Below are 26,174 nucleotides of genomic sequence, written 5' to 3'. Positions count from 1 at the left end.
CTTATTTACCGCTGGTCTGTTTCTGATGCTCGTCGAGGAAGGCTTTCATCTCTTTCGGCGCCTGATAGCCCGGAACCACGTAGCCATCGTTCAGCACAACGGCTGGCGTGCCGTTCACGCCAAACTGCACGCCCAGTGCGTAGTGGTTGGCGATGTTGATGTCACAGCTGGCAGGCTGAACGCCTTTACCGTCCATGGCGTCATCAAAGGCTTTGTTGCGATCTTTCGCGCACCAGATGGCTTTCATGTCCTGCTCAGGCTGGCTCTGCACGCCTGCGCGCGGGAAAGCCAGATAGCGCACGGTAATACCCAGCGCGTTATAGTCTTTCATTTCTTCATGCAGCTTGTGGCAGTAACCGCAGGTGATGTCGGTGAACACGGTAATCACATGCTTTTCCTGCGGAGCCTTGTAGACAATCATCTCTTTTTCCAGCGCGTTCAGCTTGCCCATCAGCAGCTTGTTGGTCACGTTGACCGGGCTTGCGCCGCTGACGTCGTACATTGGTCCCTGGATGATGTGCTTCCCGTCTTCGGTCACGTACAGCACGCCGCTGTTGGTCAGCACCGTTTTCATGCCTGCAACCGGGGATGACTGAATGTCCGTGCTCTGCACGCCCAGCTTCGCCAGCGACTGCTGAATGGCGGCATCGTCAGCCTGAGCGGTACCGCAAAGTGCAGCCGCCAGCAGAGAGAACATCGCTAAACCTTTTTTCATAACCTTTCCTGTCTGTTTCGTTTTCAGCTCACGCACGAGGGTGATGCTGTTGATGAAGTTGCCGCAGCCGTTCCGTAGCAACGTGCGTATAAATCTGCGTTGTTGAAAGATCGCTGTGCCCCAGCAGCATTTGCACCACGCGCAAATCCGCGCCGTGGTTGAGCAGATGCGTGGCAAAGGCGTGCCGCAGCACGTGGGGCGACAGCTTTTCGCTGTCGATGCCCGCAAGCAATGCATAGTGTTTGATGCGGTGCCAGAACGTCTGACGCGTCATCTGCTGGGCGCGCTGGCTCGGGAACAGCACATCAATCGACACACCGTTTAGCAACCAGGGCCGACCGTATTCAAGGTAATTCTCCAGCCAGTACACGGCTTCTTCACCGAGCGGCACCAGCCGTTCTTTGTTGCCTTTACCGATAACCCTCACCACGCCCTGGCGTAAGCTGATATCGCTCATCGTCAGCCCCACCAGTTCCGACACGCGCAGGCCCGTGGCGTAAAGCACTTCGAGCATCGCTTTATCGCGCAACTCAAGCGGTTGGTCAACCAGCGGTGACTGTAGCAATCTTTCAACCTGTGCTTCGCTCAGATCTTTGGGCAAACGCTGTGGCAACTTCGGCGAAGCCAGCCGCGCGCTCGGATCGTCCTGGCGTACTTTTTCGCGATACAAATGCTGAAAAAAGCGACGCATGGCGCTCAACAAACGGGCCGAGCTGGTGGCCTTATAGCCCCCTTCGACACGCTCTGCCAGCAGAAGTTGCAGATCGGTGTGCTGCACTGTTTCGCTGTTCAGGCCGTGCTTGTACAGCCATTCAATGAGCATCGTTAAATCGCGGCGGTAGGCGCTGAGCGTGTTCTCGGCGAGGTTTTTCTCCAGCCAAAGCGCATCGAGAAAATGTTCGATTTGCGCGAGATCCTTTTCCATATGTGCCTCCTGGAGCCAGCCAACGGCCTCATTATGCCTTAAGGCAATACCTTTCTGATACACTAGCGCAAAGTCATAGCAAGCACTGAGAGTTTTCGCGATGAAAATTGGCCTCTTTTACGGCTCCAGCACCTGTTATACCGAAATGGCCGCGGAGAAGATCCGCGACATTATTGGCGCAGAGCTGGTGACGTTGCACAACCTGAAAGACGATTCCCCACAGCTGATGGAACAGTACGACGTCCTGATCCTCGGCATCCCGACCTGGGATTTTGGTGAAATCCAGGAGGATTGGGAAGCTATTTGGGCTGAGCTGGATAACCTTAATCTTGATGGGAAAATCGTGGCGCTTTACGGCATGGGCGATCAGTTGGGCTACGGCGAGTGGTTCCTGGATGCGTTAGGTATGCTGCATGACAAACTTGCCGGCAAGGCGGTGAAATTCATTGGCTACTGGCCAACGGAAGGATACGAATTCACCAGCCCGAAACCCGTCATCGCGGACGGCCAGCTGTTTGTCGGCCTGGCGCTGGACGAAACCAACCAGTATGACCTGAGCGACGACCGCATTCAGGCCTGGTGCGAGCAAATCCTCGGCGAAATGGCCGAGCAGTTCTCCTGATATACCGCTACTGCTGAGCGGGCTGTTGCAAAATGGTCCGCCGCAAATCCCGCCACTCCCCGGCATCCATGCTGTCCGCCGCCAGCCACAGGTGCGTACGCTTGCGTCCATCAATCCGACGTAAACGTAGCATCATCCCACTCTTGAGCACCCAGGGCGTACCGAGCAAATCCCACTCCTGGTTTTGCCAGCGCACGCGAGAATCCATCAGCAGTTTGATCTCACCCTGGCTGGCATTAATACGCCGCTGGCTGCGAACGCAGTCAAACACCACCAGCGACAGCAGCAGAAGCCACAACGGGGTATAGCTCAACGGCCAGGGTATCAGCAATATAAAAGCCGCCACCATACCGTGGAGTAATAAAGAGACCCACTGTGCGCGCCACGAGACGCGTAGATCAGATTGCCACAGGACCACGTTCCCGATTCCGTGTCTGAATAAGTTGCACCATCCGCTGAAGTTCAGCATCCGCTGGCTTGCCGTGATTCATCAGCCAGTTAAACAAATCCGGGTCGTCGCACTCCAGAAGGCGAATAAACAGCGCTTTATCGTCGTCGCTGAGCGTTTCATATTCGTACTCAAAAAAGGGCATGATCGAAATATCGAGTTCACGCATTCCCCGACGGCACGCCCAATGAATACGGGCTTTGTTGTTGATGTCCATGTTGTCCTTCCTGACAGTCGATATTGAGTAGTTTAACGCGTTTTTTTCACTTACTTTACAGGAATATTGCTTATTGCGGCGCAATTCCAGAGACATTCCACATTGATTACATGGAATTACTTTATTTTCCACGCCGCCTCGCGAAACAGAATAATGGCACAAATGGTCTTCGGAAAGCGCTTGCAATGCGCAATAGCTCTTTTACCATTAGTCATTAACACTGCGTTAAGCTATTCAGGACATGATTATGGCTTTTACTCCTTTTCCTCCTCGTCAGCCCTCTTCTTCTGCCCGTTTGCCGTTAACGCTGATGTCTCTTGATGACTGGGCGCTGGCGACCATTACCGGCAAAGACAGCGAAAGCTATCTGCAAGGCCAGGTGACAGCGGACGTCGCACAAATGACGGACCATCAGCACTTACTGGCGGCGCACTGCGATGCCAAAGGCAAAATGTGGAGCAATTTACGCCTGTTCCGCGAACCAGAAGGCTTTGCCTGGATTGAACGCCGAAACGTACGTGACGCTCAGCTGACCGAGCTGAATAAATACGCCATCTTTTCCAAAGTCAGTATCGTGCCAGACAATGCACGAGTACTCCTGGGCGTAGCCGGTTTTCAGGCCCGTGCGGCGCTGGCAAACCTCTTTTCCACCCTGCCAGACGGCGAAAACCAGGCCGCGCGTGACGGCGACAGCACTCTGCTGTGGTTCGAACACCCTGCCGAGCGCTTCCTGCTGGTTGTCAGTGAAGAGACTGCACAACGCGTGACGGATGCGCTGCGCGGCGAAGCGGCGCTGAACAACAGCCAGCAGTGGCTGGCCCTCAATATTGAGGCTGGCCTGCCGGTGATCGACAGCGCGAACAGCGCGCAGTTTATTCCTCAGGCCACCAATATTCAGGCGCTCGGTGGCATCAGCTTTAAGAAAGGCTGCTACACCGGTCAGGAAATGGTCGCTCGCGCCAAATTCCGTGGCGCTAACAAGCGCGCACTCTGGTCCCTGGCAGGCAGCGCCAGCCGCGTGCCGGAAGCCGGTGAAGATCTTGAACTGAAAATGGGTGAAAACTGGCGTCGTACCGGTACCGTGCTCGCCGCCGTTCAGTTAGATGACGGTAGCGTGCGGGTTCAGGCAGTCATGAATAACGATATGGAGCCAGACAGCGTCTTCCGCGTGCGTGAAGATGCCGGTTCACTGCGCATTGAACCCCTCCCGTATTCACTCGAAGAGGCGTAATTGACTCATCGCCGGGAATATTTCGTCCCGGCGACAGCAATTTTATACAAAGCGAAGGCGGAGGGGTGAATGAAACTAAAAATCAAAGAACAAACCCATTTCCACCGCGTTGATGCCCTCGGTGGCCTCGACATGCTTCAGGCACGCTATTACAAGCAGCGCTTCGCCCGTCACGTCCACGATACGTTCTGCATCGGCGTCATCGACCAGGGCGCACAGCGCTTTTATCGTTCAGGTGCAGAGCACGTTGCTCCTCGCGGAGACATCATCATCGTCAACGCCGATGACGTGCACACCGGCAGCTCTGAGCTGGAGCACGGCTGGGCTTATCGCGCGATCTATCCGCACCCGGATATGCTGAACAACATTCTGCGTCAGGTGCCTGACGGCAAAGATTTTGTGCCCTGGTTTCCGGATGCCGTGATCCACGACCCTGGGCTTTCAGAGCAACTTTTGCTGACCTTTAGCATGCTCGATAAAGAAGGGAACAACCTGCTGAAGGAGACTCTGCTACTTTCGTCGCTCACCCTCCTTAGCGTCCGCTATAGCCGCACCCGCAAGCCCCCTCTTGAATTACCTGCGGCAACCCAACGCATTTTGCGGGCGAAAGACTTCATGGATAGCTGTCCGGAAGAGGACCATACTCTGACCCGGCTGGCCGAGCTGGCGGGGCTCAGCCACTGGCATTTTTTGCGCCAGTTCAAGCTCATTACGGGGATGACGCCCCACGCTTATCTGGTACAGGCCCGGCTGCGAAAAGCCCGCACGCTGCTGCGCCAGGGGCTCACTATTCTTGATACGTCAATCCTTTGTGGATTCACCGATCAGAGCCACTTCCACCGCCATTTTAAGAACTCCATTGGCCTGACGCCGGGCGAATTTATTAAGGCCTGAGGCTGAGCAATAACATTCAATACACCCCTTCGCAGGTTCGATAGCGTTAACGGCACGTCAGTTACAGCCAGTTAGCGTAATCCATGAGAAAAGCCATCGTTGAGTCCAGCGCGTACAATGAGCTGCAAGGTTCACCGCGTTCATCCTTCATGCGCGGCGCAGTAGAAATGCTGCCGCTCTGCGTTTCCGTGATCCCGTGGGGGATCCTTGCGGGTTCGATGGCTATCCAGGCTGGCCTGACGTTCTGGCAAAGCGTGGGTATGTCAGCGATTGTTTTCGCGGGTGCGGCACAGCTGGTGACGCTCGGGCTAACCATGACCGGCGCGAGCGTATTAACGATTATTGTCTCGGTCTTTTTTATCACCTCTCAGCATTTTATTTATGGCCTGACGCTGCGGGAATTTGTTTCATGCCTGAAAACAAAATTACGCCTGCCAATTGGCTTTCTGTTAACCGATGAGTTGTTCGCCCTCAGCGAAACAAAAAATAAGCGAACAGAATTAACGCCGGGGTATATGATCGGCGCCGGGCTGACCTTTTATTTGTCGTGGAATATTTTCAGCCTGATAGGTATTGTCATGGCCTCTTCTGTGCCTGACCTTGATAAGTACCATCTCGATTATTCCATCGTTGCCACGTTTATTACCATTGTGGTGCCGATGATAAAAAAAATAAGTACCCTGGCGGGCGTCGGCATTTCACTGGTGCTGTCGATGATCCTGAGCTATTGCCAGGTAGAGGGCGCCATCGTTCTGGCGGGCCTGACGGGCATGTTCTCTTCCGTGGCTATCTCGGCGATGATTAAGGAGAAACAATGAGCTGGTTTCTGATTTTGCCCCTTGCCGCCATCGTCTTTTTTAATCGCTATGTGTTTCTGGAACCGAATGTACCGCTGAAAATACCGGTCATTATTAATAAAGCGCTTAAGTATTCCGCACCTTGTTTACTGACCGCAATTTGCGGGCCGATTATTTTGATGGATCACGGTGTGGTGCGTGAATTCCCGCTCAACCCGTATTTTCTCGGGGCGATATCCAGCGTCATTATTGCCTTATTAATCCGCAATATTGTCAGCGCGGTATTATTAAGCCTCGCAGTGTTTTATCTCATTAACCATTTTCTACAATAGGTCACAACGGGAGTGATTATGCGCCGTCCAGTTAAAGGATATCACCAGTCTACGGAAATCAGGCGTTCATATGAAATTCTGCCTTTACAGGGCGTGTGGACGTGGCTTACGGGAAAAGAGCTGCCAGAGCGCAAGCCTCTCTGGCAAAGCAGCTCAACCGAAATGGTAATGTGGTCACTAAGCTGGGTAGCATTGGGCGTAGCGCTGACCACACTTTCTGCAATGCACATTCAAAACACCGCCGGACAAATCCTCTGCTGGCTGGTTGGCGCGCTTTTTTCCGTTTCCGGCGCCCGCTACATCGTGGCAACCATTATTCACCATGGCGTCCACGGTCATCTGTATAAATCGCAGAAGGTGAATAAGGCACTGTGCGAAGTCCTGTCGACCCTGTTTATCGTTCAGCCTTATGAGTCCTATCGCCAGTTCCACGTTTACGAACACCATGGCCGCGAGTTTTCTACCTTCGAGGATAAAGATCTGGCGGCGATTTATCAGCTCGGTTTCACGCCCGGCAAAACGAAACCCGCGCTGTACGCCCGCCTGCTGCTGACGTTAATCAGCCCGAAATTCCATCTGGTGTTTTTGTATGGCCGGGTGAAATCCAACCTGGTTGGCGTGCCGTTTTATCGTCTGATGATGACGCTGGTTTGGTTCGCCACGCTGGGTGTGCTGGGCTACTTCGCGGGCCCGCTCGGCACGCTCCTGATTCTGCTGATGCCTTTTATTGTGCTTTACCAGATGGCCTCGCTGATGCATCTGCTGACGGAGCACGTGTGGCGAGTACGTCAGGAAGGAGAGTCGGTGCGCGACAGCCATATCAATAACTGCCTGGCACGATTCTGCGGCTCGAAGTGCCCGCCCGATTTCAGCGTTAAGCATTGGGGGCACTGGGGCCAGTGGGTTGCAATGCACCTGTTTGTGCACCTGCCCTGCCGAATGCTGTTTGTCCAGGGCTCTCTGGTCTGCCACGACTGGCATCACCGCCATGGCAGCGTGCGTCAGTGGTATGACTATGCCCGCCTGCGTGAGTTACACGCGCAGAAACTATCCGCTCAGGAACGTTATGACTACATCGATATCTGGGGTGTGCATAACGCGCTGGATTATGTGCTCAACTCGCTGAGCGAGTCGCCTGAAATTGAAATCGATACCCTGGCCTATCGACTGAATTAACCCTGTGTCTGAATTAGTGCCTTTGGCCTTTTGGTCGCTGGCATTAACCCCTGGTGTTGTTAATGGTCATTGACCGCCCGATCGTCAGAGCGTATACGGCTGACGATCGGGATTTTTTTCGCCTGAAAACGGCTTAAACCTTCCCGACGTAAAGATAAATCGCCAGGAAATGGCACACGCTCCCACCGAGTACGAAGCCATGCCAGATGGCGTGATTGTATGGGATGCGCTTGCAGACGTAGAAAATCACCCCCAGCGAATAGACTACTCCGCCTGCCGCCAGCAGCGTAACGCCACCGACCGAAAGCTTCACCGCCAGCTGATACACCACGATCAGCGATAACCAGCCCATCGTGAGATAGGTCACCAGCGACAGAATTTTAAAGCGATGTGCAATAGTCAGCTTAAACAGGATCCCGAGCAGCGCCAGGCTCCAGATAACAATCATTAATCCGCGCGCCAGCGCTGAATCCAGCCCGACCAGCAGAAACGGCGTATACGTTCCTGCAATCAGCAGATAGATAGCGCAGTGGTCGAATTTTTTCAGCCACAGCTTGGCCCGCTGATACGGCACCGCATGGTACAGCGTCGAGGCCAGAAACAGCAGGATCATACTGCCGCCGTACAGGCTGTAGCTGGTAATCGCCATAGCGTTGGCGTTTGCATCCACCGCCTGAACCAGCAGTAAAACAAGACCAACGATCCCGAACACCAGCCCGATACCGTGGCTGATGCTGTTGGCGATTTCCTCCGCCGGTGAGTAACCCTGTGCAATGAGTGGTTTGCTAACCATGCTGAGCTCCGAAAGGAAAAGTCGTTAACGCATCACTAGCCTAACTGAGAATGATTCCAGTGAACACCTGTTCGCTAAAATAAAAATACATTTAACAACAATCATTTTTAAATCAGAAAGTTATAGTTAATTTTCGCCTCACAGATGTTTCTTAAAATCAAATGCGCTCGAATTCAATCACATAGAACTGCTGCTGGCCCGGGTAGATTTCGGCTATCACCGATTTCAGCTCCGTCAACGTCATATTCTCCTGCTGCGCATGCTGCTGCGTCAGCGTATCCATCGTGACCTGCGAAGTAGCCGTCACCCGAATGGTGCAAAAATAGCCATCGTCCTCAAAGCGGCCCACCCGTAACACATCTCCGGCCTTAAAGTGCGATTCACTGGCATCGCGAAGCGTGATGGTTTTACGTCCGGCCAGAATGTCTTCCTGAAAGCGCTGAAAAAAAGTGATGTCGTTCGGGGCCATGATATGATTCCTGTATTGAATTTGCCGGATGAGTGCCTGCCAACGTGAGCCTTTTTTCCCACGCCGCCATCGCCAGTCTCAACAATCTTGAGATGATGGTCTACCAGTATGTTATTAAAAACCGTGACAAAGTCATGTATATGACGATTCGCGAACTGGCGGACGCGGCGGGTGTCTCGACCACCACGGTGCTGCGCTTCTGCCGGAAGCTAAGCTGTGAAGGCTATTCTGAATTTCGCGTTCGCTTTAAGCTTTATCTGGAACAAAATGACACGCAGCAAAGTAACGTTGCTGCCAGTGAAATGATCAGCTTTTTCAAAAGTATTAATAATGATGAGTTTGATAAACTGATTGATGACACCGTTGATATTATTCTGGCGTCGGAACGCATTATTTTTGTCGGCGCGGGCACCTCGGGTGCGTTAGCCAAATATGGCGCACGATTTTTCTCAAACGTTGGGAAATTCAGTAACCATATTGACGACCCTTATTTTCCCGTGACGAATGACATGGCCAAAAATGCGCTGGCAATTGTGCTTTCCGTTTCTGGGGAAACGGAAGAGATCCTGCGCTTCGCCGGTCAGTTCAGTCTTCACCGCTGCAAGGTGCTCTCCATCACCAGCCACGAGCACTCCCGACTGGCAAAACTTGCCGACTATAATATCTCCTGGCATATATCACCGGTTCGCATCGGTGGCGTTTACGATATTACAACGCAAATTCCTGTCATTTATATTCTCGAGACCCTCGGACGAAAACTGGCGAAGAAACTGGCATAAAAAAACGCCCTGTTTTTCGGATGTAACAAGTTACCTGCGGGTGAATTTGTTATATCGTGACATTTATATCTCCTTTGTTAGACTCGATCCCAATAAGCAATATCACGGGAACGATAAAGATGAAAAAATTAACCTTACCGAAAGACTTTTTATGGGGCGGCGCGGTGGCGGCGCATCAGGTTGAAGGCGGCTGGAACAAAGGCGGCAAAGGGCCAAGCATCTGCGACGTGCTGACGGGTGGCGCACACGGTGTGCCGCGTGAAATCACTCAGGAAGTAGTGCCGGGCAAATACTACCCGAACCACGAAGCAGTGGAGTTTTACAGCCATTACAAAGAAGACATTAAGCTGTTTGCTGAAATGGGCTTCAAATGTTTCCGTACGTCGATTGCCTGGACACGAATCTTCCCGAAAGGTGACGAAACCCAACCCAATGAAGAAGGGCTCAAATTCTACGATGATATGTTCGATGAACTGCTGAAATACAACATCGAACCGGTCATTACCCTTTCCCACTTTGAGATGCCGCTGCACCTGGTACAGGAATACGGCGGCTGGACCAACCGTAAAGTGGTTGATTTCTTTGTGCGCTTCGCCGAAGTGGTCTTCGAGCGCTACAAGCACAAAGTGAAATACTGGATGACCTTCAACGAGATCAATAACCAGCGCAACTGGCGCGCGCCGCTTTTCGGCTACTGCTGCTCCGGCGTGGTCTACACCGAACACGATAATCCGGAAGAGGTGATGTATCAGGTGCTGCATCATCAGTTTGTTGCCAGCGCCCTGGCGGTGAAAGCCGCGCGCCGGATCAATGCCGACATGCAGGTCGGCTGCATGCTGGCGATGGTGCCGCTCTACCCGTTCTCCTGCAAACCAGAAGACATGATGTTTGCTCAGGAATCCATGCGTGAGCGCTATGTCTTCACCGACGTCCAGCTGCGCGGCTACTACCCGACCTACGTCCTCAACGAGTGGGAGCGTCGCGGCTTTAACATCGTAATGGAAGAAGGCGATGCGCAGATCCTGCGCGAAGGTGCCTGTGATTACCTCGGCTTCAGCTATTACATGACCAACGCGGTAAAAGCTGAAGGCGGCAGCGGCGATGCAATTTCAGGCTTCGAAGGCAGCGTGCCGAACCCACACGTAAAGGCGTCCGACTGGGGCTGGCAGATTGACCCGGTTGGCCTGCGCTATGCGCTGTGCGAGCTCTATGAGCGTTACCAGAAACCGCTGTTTATCGTGGAGAACGGCTTCGGCGCATACGATAAAGTTGAGGCAGACGGCAGCATCAACGACGATTACCGCATCGACTATCTCCGTGCCCATGTGGAAGAGATGATGAAGGCGGTCACCCACGACGGCGTGGAGCTGATGGGCTATACGCCATGGGGCTGCATCGACTGCGTCTCCTTCACCACCGGACAGTACAGCAAGCGCTACGGCTTTATCTACGTGAACAAGCACGACGACGGCACCGGCGATATGTCACGTTCGCGCAAGAAGAGCTTTAGCTGGTACAAGGCAGTGATTGCCAGCAACGGCGAAAATCTTTAATTTTTGCCGGATGGCGGTGTAAACACCTTATCCGGCCTACGGATACGGGTATGCCGGGCGGCGCTACGCTTGCACCGGCCTACAAAATTGTAGGCCCGGTAAGCTGAGCGCCACCGGGCATTTATTTCCCGCCTGCCATTTCGATAAAGCTTCCCGTCACGTAAGAAGCTTTCTCACTCAGCAGCCAGACGATAGCCTGCGCCACCTCTTCCGGCTGTCCGCCGCGCTGCATCGGCAGCATCGACTTCACGCGATCGACTCGACCAGGCTCTCCGCCAGACGCATGCATTTCGGTATAAATCAGGCCCGGGCGCACGCAGTTGACGCGGATCCCCTGCGCCGCCACCTCAAGCGCCAGCCCCGTCGTCAGCGTATCGACCGCGCCTTTGGAAGCCGCATAATCGACATACTCAAACGGTGCACCCAGCCGCGATGCAGCGGAAGAGACGTTCACAATCGCCCCGCCTTTCCCACCGTGCTTATGGGACATTCGCTTCACCGCTTCACGGCAGCAAAGAAAATAGCCGGTGACGTTCGTCCCCAGTACATGGTTGATGCGCTCGGCGGTGAGGTTCTCGATAGTGCTTTGCTGAAACAGGATCCCGGCGTTGTTGACCAGCGCGGTCAGCGGTTCGCCTTCCCGGTCTAGCGCGTCAAACATCGTCATCACCTGCGATTCATCGCTGATATCCGCCCGTACGGCTAACGCTTTTCCACCGATTTCGACAATCTCATTCACCACCTGCGTGGCAGCTGTGATGTTGTGATGATAGTTCACTGCGACGGTGTAGCCTTCCTGCGCCAGCTGTAGCGCCGTCGCCCTGCCGATGCCCCGGCTCGCGCCGGTGACCAGTGCTATACCCATTCTTTTCTCCCAATAAAAAAGCCGGGTGGCGGCTTCGCCTTACCCGGCCTACAGTACTACACCAGCCCGATTACTGATATTCGCTCATCGGCACGCAGGAGCAGAACAGATTGCGGTCGCCGTAAACGTCATCAAGACGCTTAACCGTCGGCCAGTATTTGTTCGCCATACCTGCCGGGAACACCGCCAGCTCACGGCTGTAGCCATGATGCCACTCGGCCACCAGCTCGTTTTGCGTGTGCGGCGCGTTGACCAGCGGGTTATCTTCCAGCGTCCACTCGCCCTGCTTCACGCGGGTGATTTCACTGCGAATCGCCAGCATCGCATCGATGAAGCGATCGAGCTCCACTTTGCTTTCGGATTCCGTTGGTTCCACCATCAGCGTACCGGCGACAGGGAAGGACATGGTCGGCGCGTGGAAACCGTAATCGATCAGGCGCTTGGCAATATCCAGCTCGCTGATGCCGGTCTCTTCCTTCAGAGGACGGATATCGAGAATGCATTCGTGCGCCACGCGGCCATCGCGCCCGGTGTACAGCACCGGATAGGCTTCTTTCAGGCGAGTCGCGATGTAGTTGGCATTGAGGATCGCCACCTGGCTTGCCTGCTTCAGCCCTTCCGCACCCATCATACGGATGTACATCCAGCTGATCGGCAGAATGGAGGCGCTGCCGAACGGTGCCGCAGAAACGGCGCCCTGGCGGGTCAGCATTCCTTCAATTTGCACCACGCTGTGACCAGGTACGAACGGCGCCAGATGTGCTTTCACACCAATCGGGCCCATGCCCGGGCCGCCACCACCGTGTGGGATGCAGAACGTTTTATGCAGGTTGAGGTGCGAGACGTCCGCGCCGATAAAGCCCGGAGAAGTAATGCCAACCTGGGCATTCATGTTTGCGCCGTCGAGATACACCTGACCGCCGTGCTGATGCACGATGTCGCACACTTCACGGATTGTCTCTTCGTACACGCCGTGGGTAGACGGGTAAGTCACCATGATGCAGGAGAGGTTTGCCCCGTTCTGCTCAGCTTTCGCACGCAGATCGACCAGATCGATATTGCCCTGTTTGTCACACGCAACAACCACAACCTGCATCCCCGCCATTTGCGCGGAAGCCGGGTTGGTGCCATGCGCTGAGCTTGGGATCAGGCAGATATCACGATGGCCTTCATTACGGCTTTCATGATAGTGACGAATCGCCAGCAGGCCCGCGTATTCGCCCTGCGCACCAGAGTTAGGCTGCATGCAGAGCGCGTCATAGCCGGTCAGCTTCACCAGCCAGTCGGAAAGCTGGTTGATCATCTGGTGGTAGCCTTCCGCCTGATCGGCCGGGCAGAACGGATGCAGCTCGGCGAATTCCGGCCAGGTGATCGGAATCATCTCTGCGGCGGCGTTCAGCTTCATGGTGCAGGATCCCAGCGGGATCATCGCCTGATTCAGCGCCAGATCTTTGCGCTCCAGCGAGTGCATGTAGCGCATCATCTCGGTTTCGCTGTGGTAGCGGTTGAACACCGGATGCGTAAGAATCGCGTCTTCACGCAGCATCGTCTGCGGAATGGAGCGGCTGTCGTGCGCTACGTCTTTATCCAGCGTCTCCACGTTCAGGCCGTGGTTGTCGCCCAGCAGCACGGCAAACAACGCCAGCACGTCTTCGCGGGTTGTCGTTTCATCAAGAGTAATGCCGACGGCATTATGGATATCGCTACGCAGGTTGATCTCTGCCGCTTCGGCACGTGCCAGCACAGCAGCTTTGTCGGTCACTTCCACGCACAGGGTGTCGAAATAGTGGGCGTGACGCAGCTTCAGACCTTTTTGTTGCAGGCCTGCGGCCAGAATGTCGGTCAGACGGTGAATGCGGCTGGCAATACGCTTCAGGCCAACCGGGCCGTGGAAGACGGCGTACAGGCTGGCGATATTTGCCAGTAGCACCTGGGAGGTACAGATGTTGGAGTTCGCTTTCTCACGGCGGATGTGCTGCTCGCGGGTCTGCATCGCCATGCGCAGCGCGGTGTTGCCGGCAGCGTCTTTCGACACGCCGATAATACGGCCAGGCATGGAGCGTTTGAATTCATCTTTTGCCGCGAAGAATGCCGCGTGCGGGCCGCCGTAGCCCATCGGCACGCCGAAGCGCTGCGCGGAACCGAACACGATGTCCGCGCCCTGTTTGCCCGGTGCCGTCAGCAGCACCAGCGCCATGAAATCCGCCGCGACGCTGACGATAACTTTGCGAGCTTTCAGCTCGTCGATCAGTTTGCTGTAGTCATGCACTTCGCCGGTGGTGCCCACCTGCTGTAACAGCACACCGAAGACGTCCTGATGGTCGAGGGCTTTTTCCGCATCATCAACAATCACCTCAAAGCCGAAGGTTTCAGCACGGGTACGCACGACGTCGAGCGTCTGCGGGTGAATGTCGGCAGCCACGAAGAAGCGGTTCGCATTTTTCAGCTTGCTTACGCGTTTTGCCATCGCCATCGCTTCGGCAGCGGCGGTCGCTTCGTCCAGCAGTGAAGCGGAGGCGATATCCAGCCCGGTCAAATCGAGGGTAACGGTCTGGTAGTTCAGTAAAGCTTCCAGGCGACCCTGAGACACTTCCGGCTGATAGGGAGTATAGGCGGTGTACCAGCCCGGGTTTTCCAGCATGTTGCGCAGAATAACCGGCGGCAGCTGTACAGCGGTATAGCCCATGCCGATGTAAGACTTAAAGCGCTTGTTGCGGCTGGCGATAGCTTTCAGCTCGGCAAGAGCCGCGAATTCTGTGGTGGCGTCACCGACCTGCGGCGGCGTCGCCAGCTGAATGTCCTGCGGCACGATCTGCCCGGTCAGCGCGTCTAATGATTCTGCGCCGACGGTGTTCAGCATCTCCTGCTGCTGAGCCGCATCCGGGCCGATATGGCGTTCGATAAAAGCGCCGCGATTTTCAAGCTGGCTTAACGTCTGTGTCATGAGCGAAGGTTCCTGGAACGTGCGGTGAATCGGTGATTCTGAAATGAACTGCCCGGCGGCGCTGGCGCTTACCGGGCCTACATACAAACCGGGCCTACAAAGTCTGGTGACGCTGACGCATTCCCGGCTACCGTAGGCCGGATAAACGCAGTGCCATCCGGCACAGTTTTACTCGTCTTCTAACAGCGCTTCGTACGCCGAGGCGTCCAGCAAAGCAGCCACTTCGCCTTCGTCGCTGGCTTTGATTTTGAAGATCCAGCCTGCGGCATACGGCTCGCTGTTGACCAGCTCAGGAGAATCGCTCAGCTCGTCGTTGACGGCCACGATTTCGCCGCTGATTGGGGCATAGATATCGGACGCCGCTTTTACGGATTCCGCCACGGCGCAGTCATCGCCTGCGGAAACGGTTTTACCCACTTCCGGCAGATCGACAAACACCATGTCGCCGAGCAGCTCCTGTGCGTGCTCGGTAATGCCCACGGTGTAAGAGCCATCGGCCTCTTTACGCAGCCATTCGTGTTCTTTGCTGTATTTCAGTTCGGCAGGTACATTGCTCATTCACATTTCTCCAGAAAAAAATAATCGATTACACAACGGCTTTACCGTTGCGTACAAAAACAGGTTTGGTCACTTTGACCGGCATTTCACGGTTGCGAATTTGCACCACGGCGGTTTCACCAATGTCCGCAGCCACGCGGGCCAGCGCAATGCTGTAGCCGAGCGTTGGAGAGAAGGTGCCGCTGGTGATAATGCCTTCATGCTGGTTGCCCTGAGCATCCGTAAAACGTACCGGCAGCTCGCCGCGCAGCACGCCTTTCTCGGTCATCACCAGGCCCACCAGTTTTTCGGTGCCGTGCTCGCGTTGCGACTCCAGCGCCTCGCGGCCGATAAAATCACGGGCCTCCGGTTCCCAGGCGATGGTCCAGCCCATGTTGGCCGCCAGCGGAGAAATGCCTTCGTCCATCTCCTGCCCGTAAAGGTTCATGCCAGCTTCCAGACGCAGCGTATCGCGCGCGCCCAGACCACAAGGCTTGACGCCGGTTTCCACCAGCGCATGCCAGAACTCAGCCGCTTTTTCATTGGGCAGCGCAATTTCATAACCAGCTTCACCGGTGTAGCCCGTTGTCGCGACAAACAGATCCCCTGCCTGTACGCCAAAGAACGGCTTCATGCCTTCCACCGCTTTACGCTGCTCATCGCTGAACAGGCTGGCGGCTTTCGCCTGCGCGTCCGGCCCCTGAACGGCAATCAGCGCCAGGTCATCACGCACGGTGATTTCCACACCGTACGGCTCAGCGTGCTGGGTGATCCAGGCGAGGTCTTTTTCGCGGGTAGCAGAGTTCACCACGAGGCGGAAATAGTCTTCAGTGAGGAAGTAAACGATCAAATCGTCGATAACCCCGGCGGAGGCATTGAGCATGCCGGTGTAGAGCGCTTTGCCAGGCTGGGTAAGTTTGGCTACGTCGTTTGCCAGCAGATAGCGCAGGAGCTCGCGGGTACGGCTGCCGTGCAGATCGACAATCGTCATGTGAGAAACATCAAACATGCCGGCGCCGGTGCGCACTGCATGGTGCTCATCAATCTGCGAGCCATAGTGCAGCGGCATCATCCAGCCGTGGAAGTCCACCATGCGCGCGCCACACAGCGTGTGTTGTTCATACAAAGGCGTCTGTTGAGCCATCTTGTCCTCATCGAATAAGCGGGGCAGTTGCAGCTTTGTGGACGCCAACGCGGCCACGAAGCCGGACATCGACGCCCATCCAGGCATCGACGCAAACGTTCTCTTTTGCCTGACGTTACCACTGAAAACCGCGGTAAACCATAAGGGAAAGCCATCCATCAGATTAGCTTATGACCAAAAAGAGCCGAAAACATAACAGAACGATCGACTGCTTTTCTGCGACTAATGCCACATAAAATTAACATTTAGCCATATGGTTTGGTACAAGGTGATATTTACTGCGGAAAATTGGGCTGATTTTCCGTAGTCGCATTTTCATGACATGAATAAAACTAATGCGAAATAGGACGTGAAATTAGATTATTTCAAATGAGGTGAGGAGACCCGGCCCTGTGGCCGGGTTGAGAAGTGTGACCGGCTTAACGTAACCAGTCAGGAAGATCGTTGAGACCCATCGCCTGACGGATCAGCTGCGGCTTGACGCCCGGCAGCGTATCGGCAAGCTTGAGACCGATATCACGCAGCAGCTTTTTGGCAGGATTAGCACCTGCAAACAGCTCACGGAAGCCCTGCATGCCGGCGAGCATCAGCGCGGCGCTGTGCTTGCGGCTGCGCTCATAGCGGCGCAGGTAGAAGTGCTGGCCGAAATCTTTCCCCTGCGCATGCAGGCGACGGATCTCATCAATGAGCTCCGCGGCATCCATAAAGCCCAGGTTAACGCCCTGCCCGGCCAGCGGATGAATGGTATGAGCTGCATCGCCAACCAGCGCCAGACGGTGAGCGGCAAACTGGCGCGCATAGCGCCCGGTCAGCGGAAAGACCTGACGTTCGCTTTCCACTTCGCAAAGCCCAAGGCGATTATCAAATGCCACGTTCAGCGCCTGATTAAACGTGGCTTCGTCGGCCTGCTGCATTTTTGCGGCTTCTTCCGGCGACAGCGACCAGACGATGGAGCACAGGTGCGAATCGCTGAGCGGCAGGAAGGCCAGAATACCCTCGCCGTGAAACGCCTGGCGAGCCACTGCCTGATGCGGCTCGGCGGTGCGAATGGTCGCCACCAGCGCGTGGTGACGGTAATCCCATGAGGTCAGCGGAATATCCGCTTTGTTACGCAGCCAGGAGCTAGCGCCGTCCGCGCCGATGACCAGTTTCGCCGTCAGCATATTGCCATCTTTCAGCGTGAGGAAGGCTTCGTTTTCGCCCCAGACAACCTGCGCCAGTTCGGCGGGCGCCATCAGCGTAATATCTTTGCTCTTTTGCGCTTTACGCCACAGCGCATGGTGGATCACGCCGTTTTCAATGATGTGCCCTAAATGGCTGTAGCCAAGGCTTTCTCCATCAAACTCGATACGCCCGAAGCTGTCACGATCCCAGACTTCCATTCCGTGGTAACAGCGGGTGCGTTCAGCCAGAATGTCATTCCAGACGTCAAGGCGCGCAAGCAGTTTTTCACTGGCCGCATTAATGGCGGAAACGCGAAGCTGAGGAGCTGAGTCAGCGGCGACGGGCTGAGGCTGGTGCTGCTCAATGACCGCCACGCGCAGCCCGCTGCCCTGTAGACCGCAAGCCACCGCAAGACCGACCATGCCTCCGCCCACGATAGCGATATCAACACTTTGCACTGAAAACTCCTTATCTCGCTACCTGACCCAGGGTACGCTGCGCCAGCGCATCGCGCGCCGGAGTGAATAATTCCATTGCCATCAAGCCTATATTTCGCCCGGCCACCAGCGGAGCCCAGCGATTGGCGAAGAGATGAACCAGACCGTCGGTGACGCCGATGGTCGCGTTTTTATCGTTTGTTCTGCGCTGTTGATAGCGGCTTAGCAGCGCATAGTCACCCGGATCGCTCGCCCGGGCCAGCATTTCTGCCAGCGACATGACATCGCGCAGGCCCAGGTTAAAGCCCTGACCGGCAATCGGATGCAGCGTTTGTGCAGCGTTTCCCACCAGCGCCACGCGGTGTGATACCGAACGCTGAGAGGTGGATAACGTGAGCGGATACGCGTTACGGCCGCCCGCAAGCGTGATACGCCCCAGACGCCAGCCGAACGCCTGCTGAAGCTCATTGCAGAACCGGGCATCGGACCAACCCAGTACTTCGTCGCGCTTATCAAGCGGATGGCACCACACCAGCGAACAACGTCCATCAGACATTGGCAGCATCGCCAGCGGGCCGTGTTCGGTGAAACGTTCAAACGCGCGTCCTTCATGAGGCACGGCAGTCGTGACGTTGGCAATCACCGCCAGCTGTTCGTAAGGCTGCTGTTGCCAGCGAATACCACACTGCTCGCCAAGTGCAGAGCGGGAACCGTCCGCCGCGACCAGCAGTTGGCCCGTCAGCGTTTGGCCATTATCGAGAGCGACCTCAACGTTTTCCTGAGTGCGGGAGAAGCCGCTGACGCGAGCCGGGCAATGCAGCGTGACGCCCGGCGCTTTACGAAGCAGGCTAAACAGGCGCTGGCCGACGTCATGCAGTTCCACAACCTGCCCAAGGGCGGGCAGATGGTAATCTTCGGCATCCAGCGTCACGAATCCGGCATGGCCGCGATCGCTTACGTGAACGGTCCGAATTGGCGTCGCGCAATCGCGGATAGCCTGCCAGATCCCCACTCTCGCCAGCTGCTGGCAGGTGCCTGCCGCCAGCGCAATTGCCCGGGCGTCAAAGCCCGGATGCTGCTGTGAATCGGGCGCAACGGCCTCAATCAGGTGGACCGGCACTTTGCCTGCGCTGAGATGCGAAATCGCCAGCGCGAGCGTCGCGCCGGTCATACCGCCGCCTACGATAATGACGCTCATGATTGCTGCGCCGACATCAGCGCCTCAATATCGTCCGCGCGCTTAACGACGCTGGCGGTGAGGTTTTCGTTACCGTTTTCGGTGATGACGATGTCATCTTCGATGCGAATCCCGATGCCCCGGTATTGCTCTGGTACATCAGCGTCCGGCGCGATGTACAGGCCAGGCTCAACGGTCAGCACCATGCCAGGCTCAAGCACGCGGGAGCGATCCGGACCGTACTCACCGACGTCATGAACGTCCATGCCCAGCCAGTGGCTGAGGCCATGCATAAAGAATTTGCGGTGCGCGTTATCGGTAATCAGCCGATCGATATCGCCTTTGAGGATCCCGAGTTTTACCAGACCGGACACCATGATCCGCACGACTTCGCCGGTGACTTCCTGCATGGACGTGCCTGGACGATAGAGGCTCAGCGCAGCTTCCAGCGATTCGAGGACGATGTCGTAGATTTCACGTTGTGCCGGGGTGAATTTACCATTCACCGGGAAAGTACGGGTGATATCCCCGGCGTAGCCGAGATATTCACAGCCCGCATCGATTAGCACCAGATCGCCATCGCGCAGTTCGGATTCGTTTTCGGTGTAATGCAAAATACAGCCGTTTTCGCCGCCGCCAACGATGGTGTTGTAGGAAGGATAGCGCGCGCCGTGGCGGTTAAACTCGTGGTGAATTTCACCCTCAAGCTGATACTCAAACATGCCCGGACGGCATTTTTCCATCGCCCGGGTGTGCGCCAGTGCGGAGATTTCACCGGCGCGGCGCATCACCTCAATTTCTTCCGGTGATTTAAACAGGCGCATTTCGTGCACCAGCGGCCGCCAGTCCACCAGCGTCGCCGGAGCCTTCAGGTTTTGCCGTGAGCCTTTGCGCAGCTTTTCCAGCGCGTTAAATACGATGGTATCGGCGTATTCGTATTCGCCCTGGACGTAATACACCGCCTCCAGCCCGTTCAGCAACTGATCAAGCTGTTCGTCAATTTCGCTGAACGCCAGCGCCCGATCCACGCCAAGCCTGGCCGGGGCAGCGTCCTGGCCGAGGCGACGGCCAAACCATATTTCTGCGGTCAGGTCTCGCACACGGTTGAACAGCACGCTGTGGTTGTGAGTGTCATCACTTTTAATCAGCACCAGCACCGCTTCGGGCTCGTTAAAGCCAGTGAAGTAGCTGAAATCGCTGCTTTGACGATAGGGATATTCCGTATCGGCGCTGCGAATGGCTTCCGGCGCGGCAAAAATCAGCGCCGCGCTGCCCGCTGGCATCTGCGCCAGCAGCTTCTGCCGACGCTGAAGGTATTCCTGCTGAGTCATGACACCCTCCTGAGCATGCTTGTTATTAGTGTAAGGTTGGTTTCTGTACTTCCGGAGCTGTTGGCTGTGGGTGCGTGAAGGTATCGTGGCACAGCAGCGCGGCGACACGCACGTACTCGACGATCTCTTCGAGCGACATTTCGAGCTCTTCCTGATCTTCATCTTCGTCATAGCCGAGCTGGGCGATGTTGCGCAGATCGTCGATGGCTTCGCCGGTTTCGCCTTTCACCTTGTCCAGCTTCGGCTGAGTGACGCCAAGGCCCAACAGGAAGTGGTTCACCCACCCCGCCAGCGCATCCGCGCGATCGAAAACGCTGACCTCATCGCCGTCAGGCATATAAAGCTGGAACTGGAAGCCTTCATCTTCCAGCGCATCGCTGGTTGAGGCGTGAATTTTTCGCAGGACTTCGGCCAGCTCATGACCAAACGCCAGACCTTCGTTGGTCAGGTCATGGACCAGCGGCAGCCAGCTGCTGTCATTGTTACCACCGCACAACATGCCGCTAATCAGACCATGCATTTCGGCAGGCGTTAAGCCTACACCCTGTTGGTTAAGTAACTGGTTCACATCGTTGTAACCAGGCATTTCGTTCTGTATAGACATGCGCATTCGTCGTCGTTGGGGGAAAGTTCATGTTATGCTACCACTTTGGACCCTGGTGAACCAGAAAAGGGCTTGTGTGCTCACGCCAGAGTAGCTATAGTGTCGCCCCTTCGCGGGCCCCGGTGCGGGCTGTGGAGGTAGCGCAGTCAAACAGCAGGAAGGTGGCATGTCTGCAGAACCCGTCGATATCCAAATTTTTGGCCGTTCACTGCGAGTGAATTGCCCGCCTGAACAAAGGGATGCCCTGAATCAGGCCGCGGACGATCTGAATCAGCGGTTGCAAGATCTGAAAGAACGCACTAGAGTCACAAATACTGAGCAGCTGGTGTTTATCGCCGCCCTGAATATCAGCTATGAGCTGACGCAGGAAAGAGCAAAAACGCGCGATTACGCGGCCAGTATGGAAACCCGAATTCGGATGCTCCAGCAGACCATTGAACAGGCACTTCTTGATCAGGGTCGCACAACCGAAAAGACGGCGCCCAACTTTGAATAACACTTCATGGTTAACTATGGTAGAGTGACCCTGAAGACAAAATTTCTCTGAGATGTTCGCAAGCGGGCCAGTCCCCTGAGCCGATATTTCATACCACAAGAATGTGGCGCTCCACGGTTGGTGAGCATGCTCGGTTCGTCCGAGAAGCCTTAAAACTGTGACGACACATTCACCTTGAACCAAGGGTTCAAGGGTTACAGCCTGCGGCGGCATCTCGGAGATTCCCTACCTTCTGCTTCAATCATGACACTCGTTTCTGATACTTCTTCAGCCAGACAAAACATTCGCCAGATAATCCGGCAGCGTCGTCGTGCGCTCACGCCAGACCAGCAGCAGCTTTTTGCCGGGCAGGCCGCCCACCGCATGATGATTTATCCTCCCGTGGTGATGGCAAAAACCGTGGCGGTATTTCTCTCCTTCGACGGTGAACTCGACACGCAGCCGCTGATTGAGCAACTCTGGAAGAGCGGTAAACAAGTGTATCTGCCGGTGCTCCATCCCTTCTCTTCCGGCAATTTGCTGTTTCTTCATTATCACCCGCAGTCTGATCTGATCGTCAACCGGCTAAAAATCCACGAGCCAAAGCTCGACGTGCGCGACGTGTTACCGCTGAGCGAGCTGGACGTGCTGATTACGCCTCTGGTTGCATTTGACCAACAGGGGCAGCGTCTGGGAATGGGTGGCGGGTTTTACGATCGCACTTTGCAAAACTGGCAGCAGCATGGACTACAGCCGGTCGGCTATGCGCACGATTGTCAGCAGGTCGATGCCCTGCCGGTAGAGAAATGGGATATTCCGCTGCCTGCGGTGGTCACTCCTTCGAAGCTCTGGTACTGGTGAGCGAATTGTCGGGTGGCGGCTTCGCCTTACCCGACCTACAAAATTCGTAGGCCCGGCAAGCAACGTGCCGCCGGGCAAAAATAATAATCAGTAAAGCAAACGAGCGCGAATCGTTCCTGGAATGGCCTTCATGCTCTGCAGCGCTTTCTCAGCAACATCTTCTTCCGCTTCGATGTCGATCACCACGTAACCCATCTGCGGCGTGGTTTGCAGGTACTGCGCGGCGATGTTTACGCCCTGCTCGGCGAAAATCTGGTTAATCGCGGTCAGCACGCCTGGACGGTTTTCGTGGATGTGCAGCAGTCGACGACCGCCATGCAGCGGCAGCGACACTTCCGGGAAGTTCACCGCCGAAAGCGTGGAACCGTTGTCTGAGTATTTCGACAGTTTACCGGCCACTTCCAGACCGATGTTTTCCTGTGCTTCCTGAGTGGAACCGCCGATGTGCGGCGTCAGGATCACGTTGTCGAATTCGCACAGCGGCGAAGTGAACGGATCGCTGTTGGTCGCCGGCTCAGTCGGGAATACGTCGATGGCCGCGCCCGCCAGGTGCTTACGCGCCAGCGCATCGCACAGCGCAGGAATATCCACCACGGTGCCGCGCGCGGCGTTGATCAGCAGTGAACCCGGCTTCATCAGCGCCAGCTCTTCAGCGCCCATCATATTTTTGGTGGAAGCATTCTCTGGTACGTGCAGGCTCACCACATCACTCATGTTCAGCAGATCGGAGAGATGCTGAACCTGGGTGGCATTGCCGAGCGGCAGCTTGTTTTCGATATCGTAGAAGAAAACGTGCATCCCCAGCGATTCCGCCAGAATCCCAAGCTGAGTGCCGATATGACCGTAGCCAATAATGCCCAGCTTTTTACCGCGGGCCTCGTAGCTGCCAGCGGCCAGTTTGTTCCAGATCCCACGGTGCGCTTTGGCGTTGGCTTCAGGAATACCACGCAGCAGCAGCAGCAGTTCGCCGATCACCAGCTCTGCGACGGAACGCGTGTTCGAGAAAGGTGCGTTAAATACCGGAACGCCGCGTTTTGCTGCCGCGTTGAGGTCAACCTGGTTGGTACCGATGCAAAAACATCCAATAGCAACCAATTTTTCCGCAGCCTGGATAATCTCTTCCGTCAGCTGAGTACGGGAGCGCAGGCCGATGAAATGGGCATCACGGATCGACTCTTTGAGCTGCTCAGCGTCGAGCGCGCCTTTGTGAAATTCAATGTTGGTGTAGCCTGCCGCACGAAGGCTATCGAGTGCTTTTTGATGCACGCCTTCGACCAGCAGAAACTTAATTTTGTCTTTTTCCAGTGATACCTTAGCCATTTCCCCGCCCTGTCTGTCTTGTATCGATGTTGTGGTGAACGAACGATGCTCACCCAAGCCAACATATCAAAAAAAACTATTGCGGCAATATGAACGTTTGCGTCGACGTCCTGAGGAAAAGTCATTCAGCGCGAAATGGCAGCATAAAATGCTGGGTGGGAATGATGGCGTAGATTGTTAAACAGGTGTAGCCAGATTATGTGACACAAGTCACCAAATTTAACCTGGCGAAAATTTTTTACGGGGACGAGCACCGCCCCCGTCAGATCATTTCACAATGGTTTTCACACCATCGGCGGTGCCGATCAGCGCCACGTCCGCACCACGGTTGGCAAACAGGCCGACGGTCACGACGCCAGGAATGCCGTTAATGGCGTTTTCCAGCGCCACAGCATCAAGGATCTCCAGGCCATGAACATCCAGGATAACGTTGCCGTTATCGGTGACGACGTTCTGACGGTATTCCGGGCGTCCGCCCAGCTTCACCAGCTCACGCGCCACGGCGCTGCGCGCCATTGGAATGACTTCTACCGGCAGAGGGAATTTTCCGAGGATAGCCACCTGCTTGGAAGCATCAGCGATACAAATGAATTTATCCGCAACGGAAGCGATGATCTTCTCACGCGTCAGCGCCGCGCCGCCGCCTTTGATCATCTGCATGTGGTCGTTAATCTCATCTGCGCCGTCAACGTAGATCCCCAGACGATCCACTTCATTCAGATCAAAAACGTGGATCCCCAGGCTCTTTAGCTTTTCGGTTGAAGCGTCCGAACTGGAAACGGCACCTTCAATCTGACCTTTCATCGTCCCGAGCGCGTCGATAAAGTGCGCGGCGGTCGACCCCGTGCCTACGCCGACGATGGTCCCGGGTTGTACGTATTGAAGTGCTGCCCAGCCAACTGCTTTTTTCAGTTCATCCTGCGTCATGATTTTTGCCTGTGATGTGATGGGATGCCGCGCATTATAGACTATTCACCACACAAATGTCCCTGCACGGCCCGGCGGGCGCGGCCCAATTTGGGGCCTGTATCAAACGTAAATTTATGTCATAGTGCGGGTAACAGAAAATGAGGAGTCAGTCACAGCAATGAAACGTCCGGACTACAGAACACTACAGGCGCTGGATGCGGTTATTCGGGAACGCGGATTTGAGCGCGCCGCACAAAAGCTGTGTATCACCCAGTCCGCCGTCTCACAGCGTATTAAACAGCTGGAAAACATGTTCGGGCAGCCGTTGCTGGTGCGCACCGTGCCTCCTCGTCCAACCGAGCAAGGGCAAAAGCTGCTGGCGCTGCTGCGTCAGGTGGAGCTGCTGGAAGAAGAGTGGCTTGGCGACGAGCAAACCGGCTCCACGCCGCTGCTGCTGTCGCTGGCGGTCAACGCCGACAGTCTTGCAACCTGGCTTCTGCCCGCTCTCTCCACCGTACTTTCCGATTCGCCGATTCGCCTCAATATTCAGGTGGAAGATGAAACCCGCACACAGGAACGTCTGCGCCGTGGGGAAGTGGTCGGCGCGGTGAGTATTCAGCCACAGGCGCTACCAAGCTGCCTGGTCGATCAGCTTGGCGCGCTCGACTATCTGTTCGTCGCCTCAAAGTCGTTTGCGCAACGCTACTTCCCGAATGGCGTAACGCGTTCTGCCCTGCTGAAAGCGCCGGTGGTGGCGTTCGACCATCTTGATGATATGCATCAGGCTTTCCTGCAACAGCACTTCGATCTGCCGCCGGGCAGCGTGCCGTGCCATATCGTGAACTCCTCGGAGGCCTTCGTGCAGCTTGCCCGCCAGGGCACCACCTGCTGTATGATCCCGCATCTGCAAATTGAGCGCGAGCTCGACAGTGGTGAACTTATCGATCTGACGCCGGGCCTGTTCCAGCGCCGGATGCTCTACTGGCACCGCTTCGCGCCGGAAAGCCGCATGATGCACCGGGTGACGGACGCGCTGCTGGAATACGGGCACAAGGTGCTGCGCCAGGATTAAACAAAAAAAGGCGGGAGCATTTCCCTAATGCTGGTCACTTAAGGTGATCAGCAGTTTTTCTCACCGGGTATTTCTGGGACTTTACTCTTAACTCCCGAGGGTAACTTCGCTCTCTTCTTCCCGGTAATACCAGCCATTTTGCTTTCTCATACAACGTTCTCAACTCACCCGGCATCTTACCCGGTGAAGCCCATGGCAACGTTATCAGCATCCGGGTTAATTCACTTATTGAGCCACTAAAGCTCAGCTGATAAGGCAGATAATCGCCTTTCAGTTCGAACGCCATCCTTACCATCTGGTATCTCACCAGGTTGTAAGTCAGCAGCACACCCCATAACTCCTGTCGCACCAGTTCTGGCAGTTTGCTGCGTAACGTCCAGCGA

General features: G+C 55.5%; 27 protein-coding genes, 1 other RNA gene and 1 pseudogene. 12 read left to right on the top strand and 17 right to left on the bottom strand.

Features of this window, described 5'->3' with window-relative positions; translation table 11 throughout:
* Nucleotide 1: 1 nt before the first annotated feature.
* Together dsbC and xerD are read right to left on the bottom strand one after the other, a co-directional pair.
* Nucleotides 2–715: a bifunctional protein-disulfide isomerase/oxidoreductase DsbC gene (gene dsbC / locus AB1287_RS02940; protein ID WP_312628604.1), complete on the bottom strand. Its 714-nt coding sequence runs from the start codon at nt 713–715 to the stop codon at nt 2–4.
* A gap of 28 nt (nt 716–743) precedes the next feature.
* The gene (gene xerD / locus AB1287_RS02935) at nt 744–1,640 is read right to left on the bottom strand and encodes a site-specific tyrosine recombinase XerD (protein ID WP_312628605.1); all 897 of its coding nucleotides are present in this window, start codon (nt 1,638–1,640) and stop codon (nt 744–746) included.
* A 100-nt stretch (nt 1,641–1,740) separates the two neighbouring features.
* Here xerD and fldB point away from each other — a divergent pair, with 100 nt between their 5' ends.
* On the top strand, nt 1,741–2,262 hold the full coding sequence (gene fldB / locus AB1287_RS02930; RefSeq protein ID WP_312628607.1) for a flavodoxin FldB: 522 nt from the start codon (nt 1,741–1,743) through the stop codon (nt 2,260–2,262).
* Nucleotides 2,263–2,269: 7 nt separating this feature from the next.
* Here fldB and AB1287_RS02925 read toward each other — a convergent pair whose 3' ends face one another.
* The gene (locus AB1287_RS02925) at nt 2,270–2,680 is read right to left on the bottom strand and encodes a protein YgfX (RefSeq protein WP_312628609.1); all 411 of its coding nucleotides are present in this window, start codon (nt 2,678–2,680) and stop codon (nt 2,270–2,272) included.
* Nucleotides 2,661–2,927, bottom strand: coding sequence for an FAD assembly factor SdhE (sdhE, locus tag AB1287_RS02920; protein ID WP_312628610.1), 267 nt, complete (start codon nt 2,925–2,927; stop codon nt 2,661–2,663). Before sdhE ends, AB1287_RS02925 begins: the two co-directional genes overlap by 20 nt.
* Nucleotides 2,928–3,174: 247 nt before the next feature.
* Between sdhE and ygfZ the strand changes: the two genes are divergently transcribed.
* From ygfZ to AB1287_RS02895, 5 genes are all read left to right on the top strand, one after another.
* Entirely contained in the window at nt 3,175–4,158 is a 984-nt protein-coding gene (ygfZ, locus tag AB1287_RS02915) for a tRNA-modifying protein YgfZ (protein ID WP_435616888.1), read from the top strand.
* 69 nt (nt 4,159–4,227) lie between these two features.
* Nucleotides 4,228–5,052, top strand: coding sequence for an AraC family transcriptional regulator (locus tag AB1287_RS02910; RefSeq protein ID WP_312628612.1), 825 nt, complete (start codon nt 4,228–4,230; stop codon nt 5,050–5,052).
* 83 nt (nt 5,053–5,135) lie between these two features.
* Entirely contained in the window at nt 5,136–5,870 is a 735-nt protein-coding gene (locus AB1287_RS02905; RefSeq protein ID WP_436799816.1) for an AzlC family ABC transporter permease, read from the top strand.
* Nucleotides 5,867–6,181 (top strand): AzlD domain-containing protein, encoded by a 315-nt coding sequence (locus AB1287_RS02900; protein ID WP_435616887.1) that lies wholly within the window; start codon nt 5,867–5,869, stop codon nt 6,179–6,181. Before AB1287_RS02905 ends, AB1287_RS02900 begins: the two co-directional genes overlap by 4 nt.
* Nucleotides 6,182–6,199: 18 nt before the next feature.
* Nucleotides 6,200–7,357, top strand: a complete 1,158-nt coding sequence (locus AB1287_RS02895) for a hypothetical protein (protein ID WP_435616886.1) — start codon at nt 6,200–6,202, stop codon at nt 7,355–7,357.
* 133 nt (nt 7,358–7,490) lie between these two features.
* Here the strand turns inward: AB1287_RS02895 and trhA are convergent, their stop codons facing one another.
* Together trhA and yqfB are read right to left on the bottom strand one after the other, a co-directional pair.
* Entirely contained in the window at nt 7,491–8,150 is a 660-nt protein-coding gene (gene trhA, locus AB1287_RS02890) for a PAQR family membrane homeostasis protein TrhA (RefSeq protein WP_312628615.1), read from the bottom strand.
* Nucleotides 8,151–8,307: 157 nt separating this feature from the next.
* Entirely contained in the window at nt 8,308–8,619 is a 312-nt protein-coding gene (gene yqfB / locus AB1287_RS02885) for a N(4)-acetylcytidine aminohydrolase (protein ID WP_312628617.1), read from the bottom strand.
* A 44-nt stretch (nt 8,620–8,663) separates the two neighbouring features.
* Here yqfB and AB1287_RS02880 point away from each other — a divergent pair, with 44 nt between their 5' ends.
* Both AB1287_RS02880 and AB1287_RS02875 read left to right on the top strand, forming a co-directional pair.
* Nucleotides 8,664–9,398 carry a MurR/RpiR family transcriptional regulator gene (locus AB1287_RS02880; RefSeq protein WP_312628619.1) on the top strand — a complete coding sequence of 245 codons (735 nt, stop codon included), beginning with the start codon at nt 8,664–8,666 and terminating at the stop codon, nt 9,396–9,398.
* A gap of 119 nt (nt 9,399–9,517) precedes the next feature.
* Nucleotides 9,518–10,951, top strand: coding sequence for a 6-phospho-beta-glucosidase (locus tag AB1287_RS02875; RefSeq protein ID WP_312628621.1), 1,434 nt, complete (start codon nt 9,518–9,520; stop codon nt 10,949–10,951).
* 121 nt (nt 10,952–11,072) lie between these two features.
* Here the strand turns inward: AB1287_RS02875 and AB1287_RS02870 are convergent, their stop codons facing one another.
* From AB1287_RS02870 to AB1287_RS02835, 8 genes are all read right to left on the bottom strand, one after another.
* Nucleotides 11,073–11,816: an SDR family oxidoreductase gene (locus AB1287_RS02870; protein ID WP_435616885.1), complete on the bottom strand. Its 744-nt coding sequence runs from the start codon at nt 11,814–11,816 to the stop codon at nt 11,073–11,075.
* A 70-nt stretch (nt 11,817–11,886) separates the two neighbouring features.
* Nucleotides 11,887–14,760, bottom strand: a complete 2,874-nt coding sequence (gene gcvP, locus AB1287_RS02865; RefSeq protein ID WP_435616884.1) for an aminomethyl-transferring glycine dehydrogenase — start codon at nt 14,758–14,760, stop codon at nt 11,887–11,889.
* A 168-nt stretch (nt 14,761–14,928) separates the two neighbouring features.
* A complete protein-coding gene (gene gcvH, locus AB1287_RS02860) occupies nt 14,929–15,318 on the bottom strand; it encodes a glycine cleavage system protein GcvH (protein ID WP_312628624.1) in 390 nt (129 codons plus the stop codon).
* Nucleotides 15,319–15,346: 28 nt separating this feature from the next.
* Nucleotides 15,347–16,441: a glycine cleavage system aminomethyltransferase GcvT gene (gene gcvT, locus AB1287_RS02855; RefSeq protein WP_435616883.1), complete on the bottom strand. Its 1,095-nt coding sequence runs from the start codon at nt 16,439–16,441 to the stop codon at nt 15,347–15,349.
* 419 nt (nt 16,442–16,860) lie between these two features.
* Entirely contained in the window at nt 16,861–18,063 is a 1,203-nt protein-coding gene (ubiI, locus tag AB1287_RS02850; RefSeq protein ID WP_435616882.1) for an FAD-dependent 2-octaprenylphenol hydroxylase, read from the bottom strand.
* Nucleotides 18,064–18,073: 10 nt separating this feature from the next.
* Nucleotides 18,074–19,240 carry a 2-octaprenyl-6-methoxyphenyl hydroxylase gene (gene ubiH / locus AB1287_RS02845; RefSeq protein ID WP_435616881.1) on the bottom strand — a complete coding sequence of 389 codons (1,167 nt, stop codon included), beginning with the start codon at nt 19,238–19,240 and terminating at the stop codon, nt 18,074–18,076.
* The gene (gene pepP, locus AB1287_RS02840) at nt 19,237–20,550 is read right to left on the bottom strand and encodes a Xaa-Pro aminopeptidase (protein WP_435616880.1); all 1,314 of its coding nucleotides are present in this window, start codon (nt 20,548–20,550) and stop codon (nt 19,237–19,239) included. The genes ubiH and pepP overlap by 4 nt, the downstream gene beginning before the upstream one ends.
* Nucleotides 20,551–20,575: 25 nt before the next feature.
* On the bottom strand, nt 20,576–21,154 hold the full coding sequence (locus tag AB1287_RS02835; protein WP_312628634.1) for a YecA family protein: 579 nt from the start codon (nt 21,152–21,154) through the stop codon (nt 20,576–20,578).
* 166 nt (nt 21,155–21,320) lie between these two features.
* Here AB1287_RS02835 and zapA point away from each other — a divergent pair, with 166 nt between their 5' ends.
* The 3 genes from zapA to AB1287_RS02820 all read left to right on the top strand — a co-directional run bounded on the left by zapA (nt 21,321) and on the right by AB1287_RS02820 (nt 22,490).
* Complete coding sequence (zapA, locus tag AB1287_RS02830) at nt 21,321–21,650, top strand: cell division protein ZapA (RefSeq protein ID WP_312628635.1); 330 nt, start codon at nt 21,321–21,323, stop codon at nt 21,648–21,650.
* A 41-nt stretch (nt 21,651–21,691) separates the two neighbouring features.
* A non-coding RNA gene (ssrS, locus tag AB1287_RS02825) (6S RNA) lies at nt 21,692–21,875 on the top strand.
* Between the two features lie 18 nt (nt 21,876–21,893).
* Complete coding sequence (locus tag AB1287_RS02820) at nt 21,894–22,490, top strand: 5-formyltetrahydrofolate cyclo-ligase (RefSeq protein WP_312628636.1); 597 nt, start codon at nt 21,894–21,896, stop codon at nt 22,488–22,490.
* Nucleotides 22,491–22,577: 87 nt separating this feature from the next.
* Here the strand turns inward: AB1287_RS02820 and serA are convergent, their stop codons facing one another.
* Together serA and rpiA are read right to left on the bottom strand one after the other, a co-directional pair.
* On the bottom strand, nt 22,578–23,810 hold the full coding sequence (gene serA, locus AB1287_RS02815; protein WP_312628637.1) for a phosphoglycerate dehydrogenase: 1,233 nt from the start codon (nt 23,808–23,810) through the stop codon (nt 22,578–22,580).
* Nucleotides 23,811–24,077: 267 nt separating this feature from the next.
* Nucleotides 24,078–24,737: a ribose-5-phosphate isomerase RpiA gene (gene rpiA / locus AB1287_RS02810; RefSeq protein ID WP_312628638.1), complete on the bottom strand. Its 660-nt coding sequence runs from the start codon at nt 24,735–24,737 to the stop codon at nt 24,078–24,080.
* A 160-nt stretch (nt 24,738–24,897) separates the two neighbouring features.
* Here rpiA and argP point away from each other — a divergent pair, with 160 nt between their 5' ends.
* Nucleotides 24,898–25,791, top strand: coding sequence for a DNA-binding transcriptional regulator ArgP (gene argP, locus AB1287_RS02805; RefSeq protein ID WP_435616879.1), 894 nt, complete (start codon nt 24,898–24,900; stop codon nt 25,789–25,791).
* A 34-nt stretch (nt 25,792–25,825) separates the two neighbouring features.
* Here the strand turns inward: argP and AB1287_RS02800 are convergent.
* Nucleotides 25,826–26,174 (bottom strand): annotated as a pseudogene (locus AB1287_RS02800) (IS4 family transposase); the annotation flags it as partial.

The organism is Scandinavium sp. UTDF21-P1B (assembly GCF_040750395.1).
Lineage (GTDB): Bacteria > Pseudomonadota > Gammaproteobacteria > Enterobacterales > Enterobacteriaceae > Scandinavium.
The sequence above is the reverse complement of the archived record's forward strand: the minus strand, read 5'-3'. Positions and strand labels throughout refer to the sequence as shown.

Excerpts from the sequence above, each read along its gene's own strand:
- dsbC (WP_312628604.1), bottom strand. The coding sequence starts at position 715 with ATGAAAAAAGGTTTAGCGATGTTCTCTCTGCTGGCGGCTGCACTTTGC.
- xerD (WP_312628605.1), bottom strand. The coding sequence starts at position 1,640 with ATGGAAAAGGATCTCGCGCAAATCGAACATTTTCTCGATGCGCTTTGG.
- fldB (WP_312628607.1), top strand. The coding sequence starts at position 1,741 with ATGAAAATTGGCCTCTTTTACGGCTCCAGCACCTGTTATACCGAAATG.
- sdhE (WP_312628610.1), bottom strand. The coding sequence starts at position 2,927 with ATGGACATCAACAACAAAGCCCGTATTCATTGGGCGTGCCGTCGGGGA.
- ygfZ (WP_435616888.1), top strand. The coding sequence starts at position 3,175 with ATGGCTTTTACTCCTTTTCCTCCTCGTCAGCCCTCTTCTTCTGCCCGT.
- AB1287_RS02910 (WP_312628612.1), top strand. The coding sequence starts at position 4,228 with ATGAAACTAAAAATCAAAGAACAAACCCATTTCCACCGCGTTGATGCC.
- AB1287_RS02905 (WP_436799816.1), top strand. The coding sequence starts at position 5,136 with ATGAGAAAAGCCATCGTTGAGTCCAGCGCGTACAATGAGCTGCAAGGT.
- AB1287_RS02900 (WP_435616887.1), top strand. The coding sequence starts at position 5,867 with ATGAGCTGGTTTCTGATTTTGCCCCTTGCCGCCATCGTCTTTTTTAAT.
- AB1287_RS02895 (WP_435616886.1), top strand. The coding sequence starts at position 6,200 with ATGCGCCGTCCAGTTAAAGGATATCACCAGTCTACGGAAATCAGGCGT.
- trhA (WP_312628615.1), bottom strand. The coding sequence starts at position 8,150 with ATGGTTAGCAAACCACTCATTGCACAGGGTTACTCACCGGCGGAGGAA.
- yqfB (WP_312628617.1), bottom strand. The coding sequence starts at position 8,619 with ATGGCCCCGAACGACATCACTTTTTTTCAGCGCTTTCAGGAAGACATT.
- AB1287_RS02875 (WP_312628621.1), top strand. The coding sequence starts at position 9,518 with ATGAAAAAATTAACCTTACCGAAAGACTTTTTATGGGGCGGCGCGGTG.
- AB1287_RS02870 (WP_435616885.1), bottom strand. The coding sequence starts at position 11,816 with ATGGGTATAGCACTGGTCACCGGCGCGAGCCGGGGCATCGGCAGGGCG.
- gcvP (WP_435616884.1), bottom strand. The coding sequence starts at position 14,760 with ATGACACAGACGTTAAGCCAGCTTGAAAATCGCGGCGCTTTTATCGAA.
- gcvH (WP_312628624.1), bottom strand. The coding sequence starts at position 15,318 with ATGAGCAATGTACCTGCCGAACTGAAATACAGCAAAGAACACGAATGG.
- gcvT (WP_435616883.1), bottom strand. The coding sequence starts at position 16,441 with ATGGCTCAACAGACGCCTTTGTATGAACAACACACGCTGTGTGGCGCG.
- ubiH (WP_435616881.1), bottom strand. The coding sequence starts at position 19,240 with ATGAGCGTCATTATCGTAGGCGGCGGTATGACCGGCGCGACGCTCGCG.
- pepP (WP_435616880.1), bottom strand. The coding sequence starts at position 20,550 with ATGACTCAGCAGGAATACCTTCAGCGTCGGCAGAAGCTGCTGGCGCAG.
- AB1287_RS02835 (WP_312628634.1), bottom strand. The coding sequence starts at position 21,154 with ATGTCTATACAGAACGAAATGCCTGGTTACAACGATGTGAACCAGTTA.
- zapA (WP_312628635.1), top strand. The coding sequence starts at position 21,321 with ATGTCTGCAGAACCCGTCGATATCCAAATTTTTGGCCGTTCACTGCGA.
- AB1287_RS02820 (WP_312628636.1), top strand. The coding sequence starts at position 21,894 with ATGACACTCGTTTCTGATACTTCTTCAGCCAGACAAAACATTCGCCAG.
- serA (WP_312628637.1), bottom strand. The coding sequence starts at position 23,810 with ATGGCTAAGGTATCACTGGAAAAAGACAAAATTAAGTTTCTGCTGGTC.
- rpiA (WP_312628638.1), bottom strand. The coding sequence starts at position 24,737 with ATGACGCAGGATGAACTGAAAAAAGCAGTTGGCTGGGCAGCACTTCAA.
- argP (WP_435616879.1), top strand. The coding sequence starts at position 24,898 with ATGAAACGTCCGGACTACAGAACACTACAGGCGCTGGATGCGGTTATT.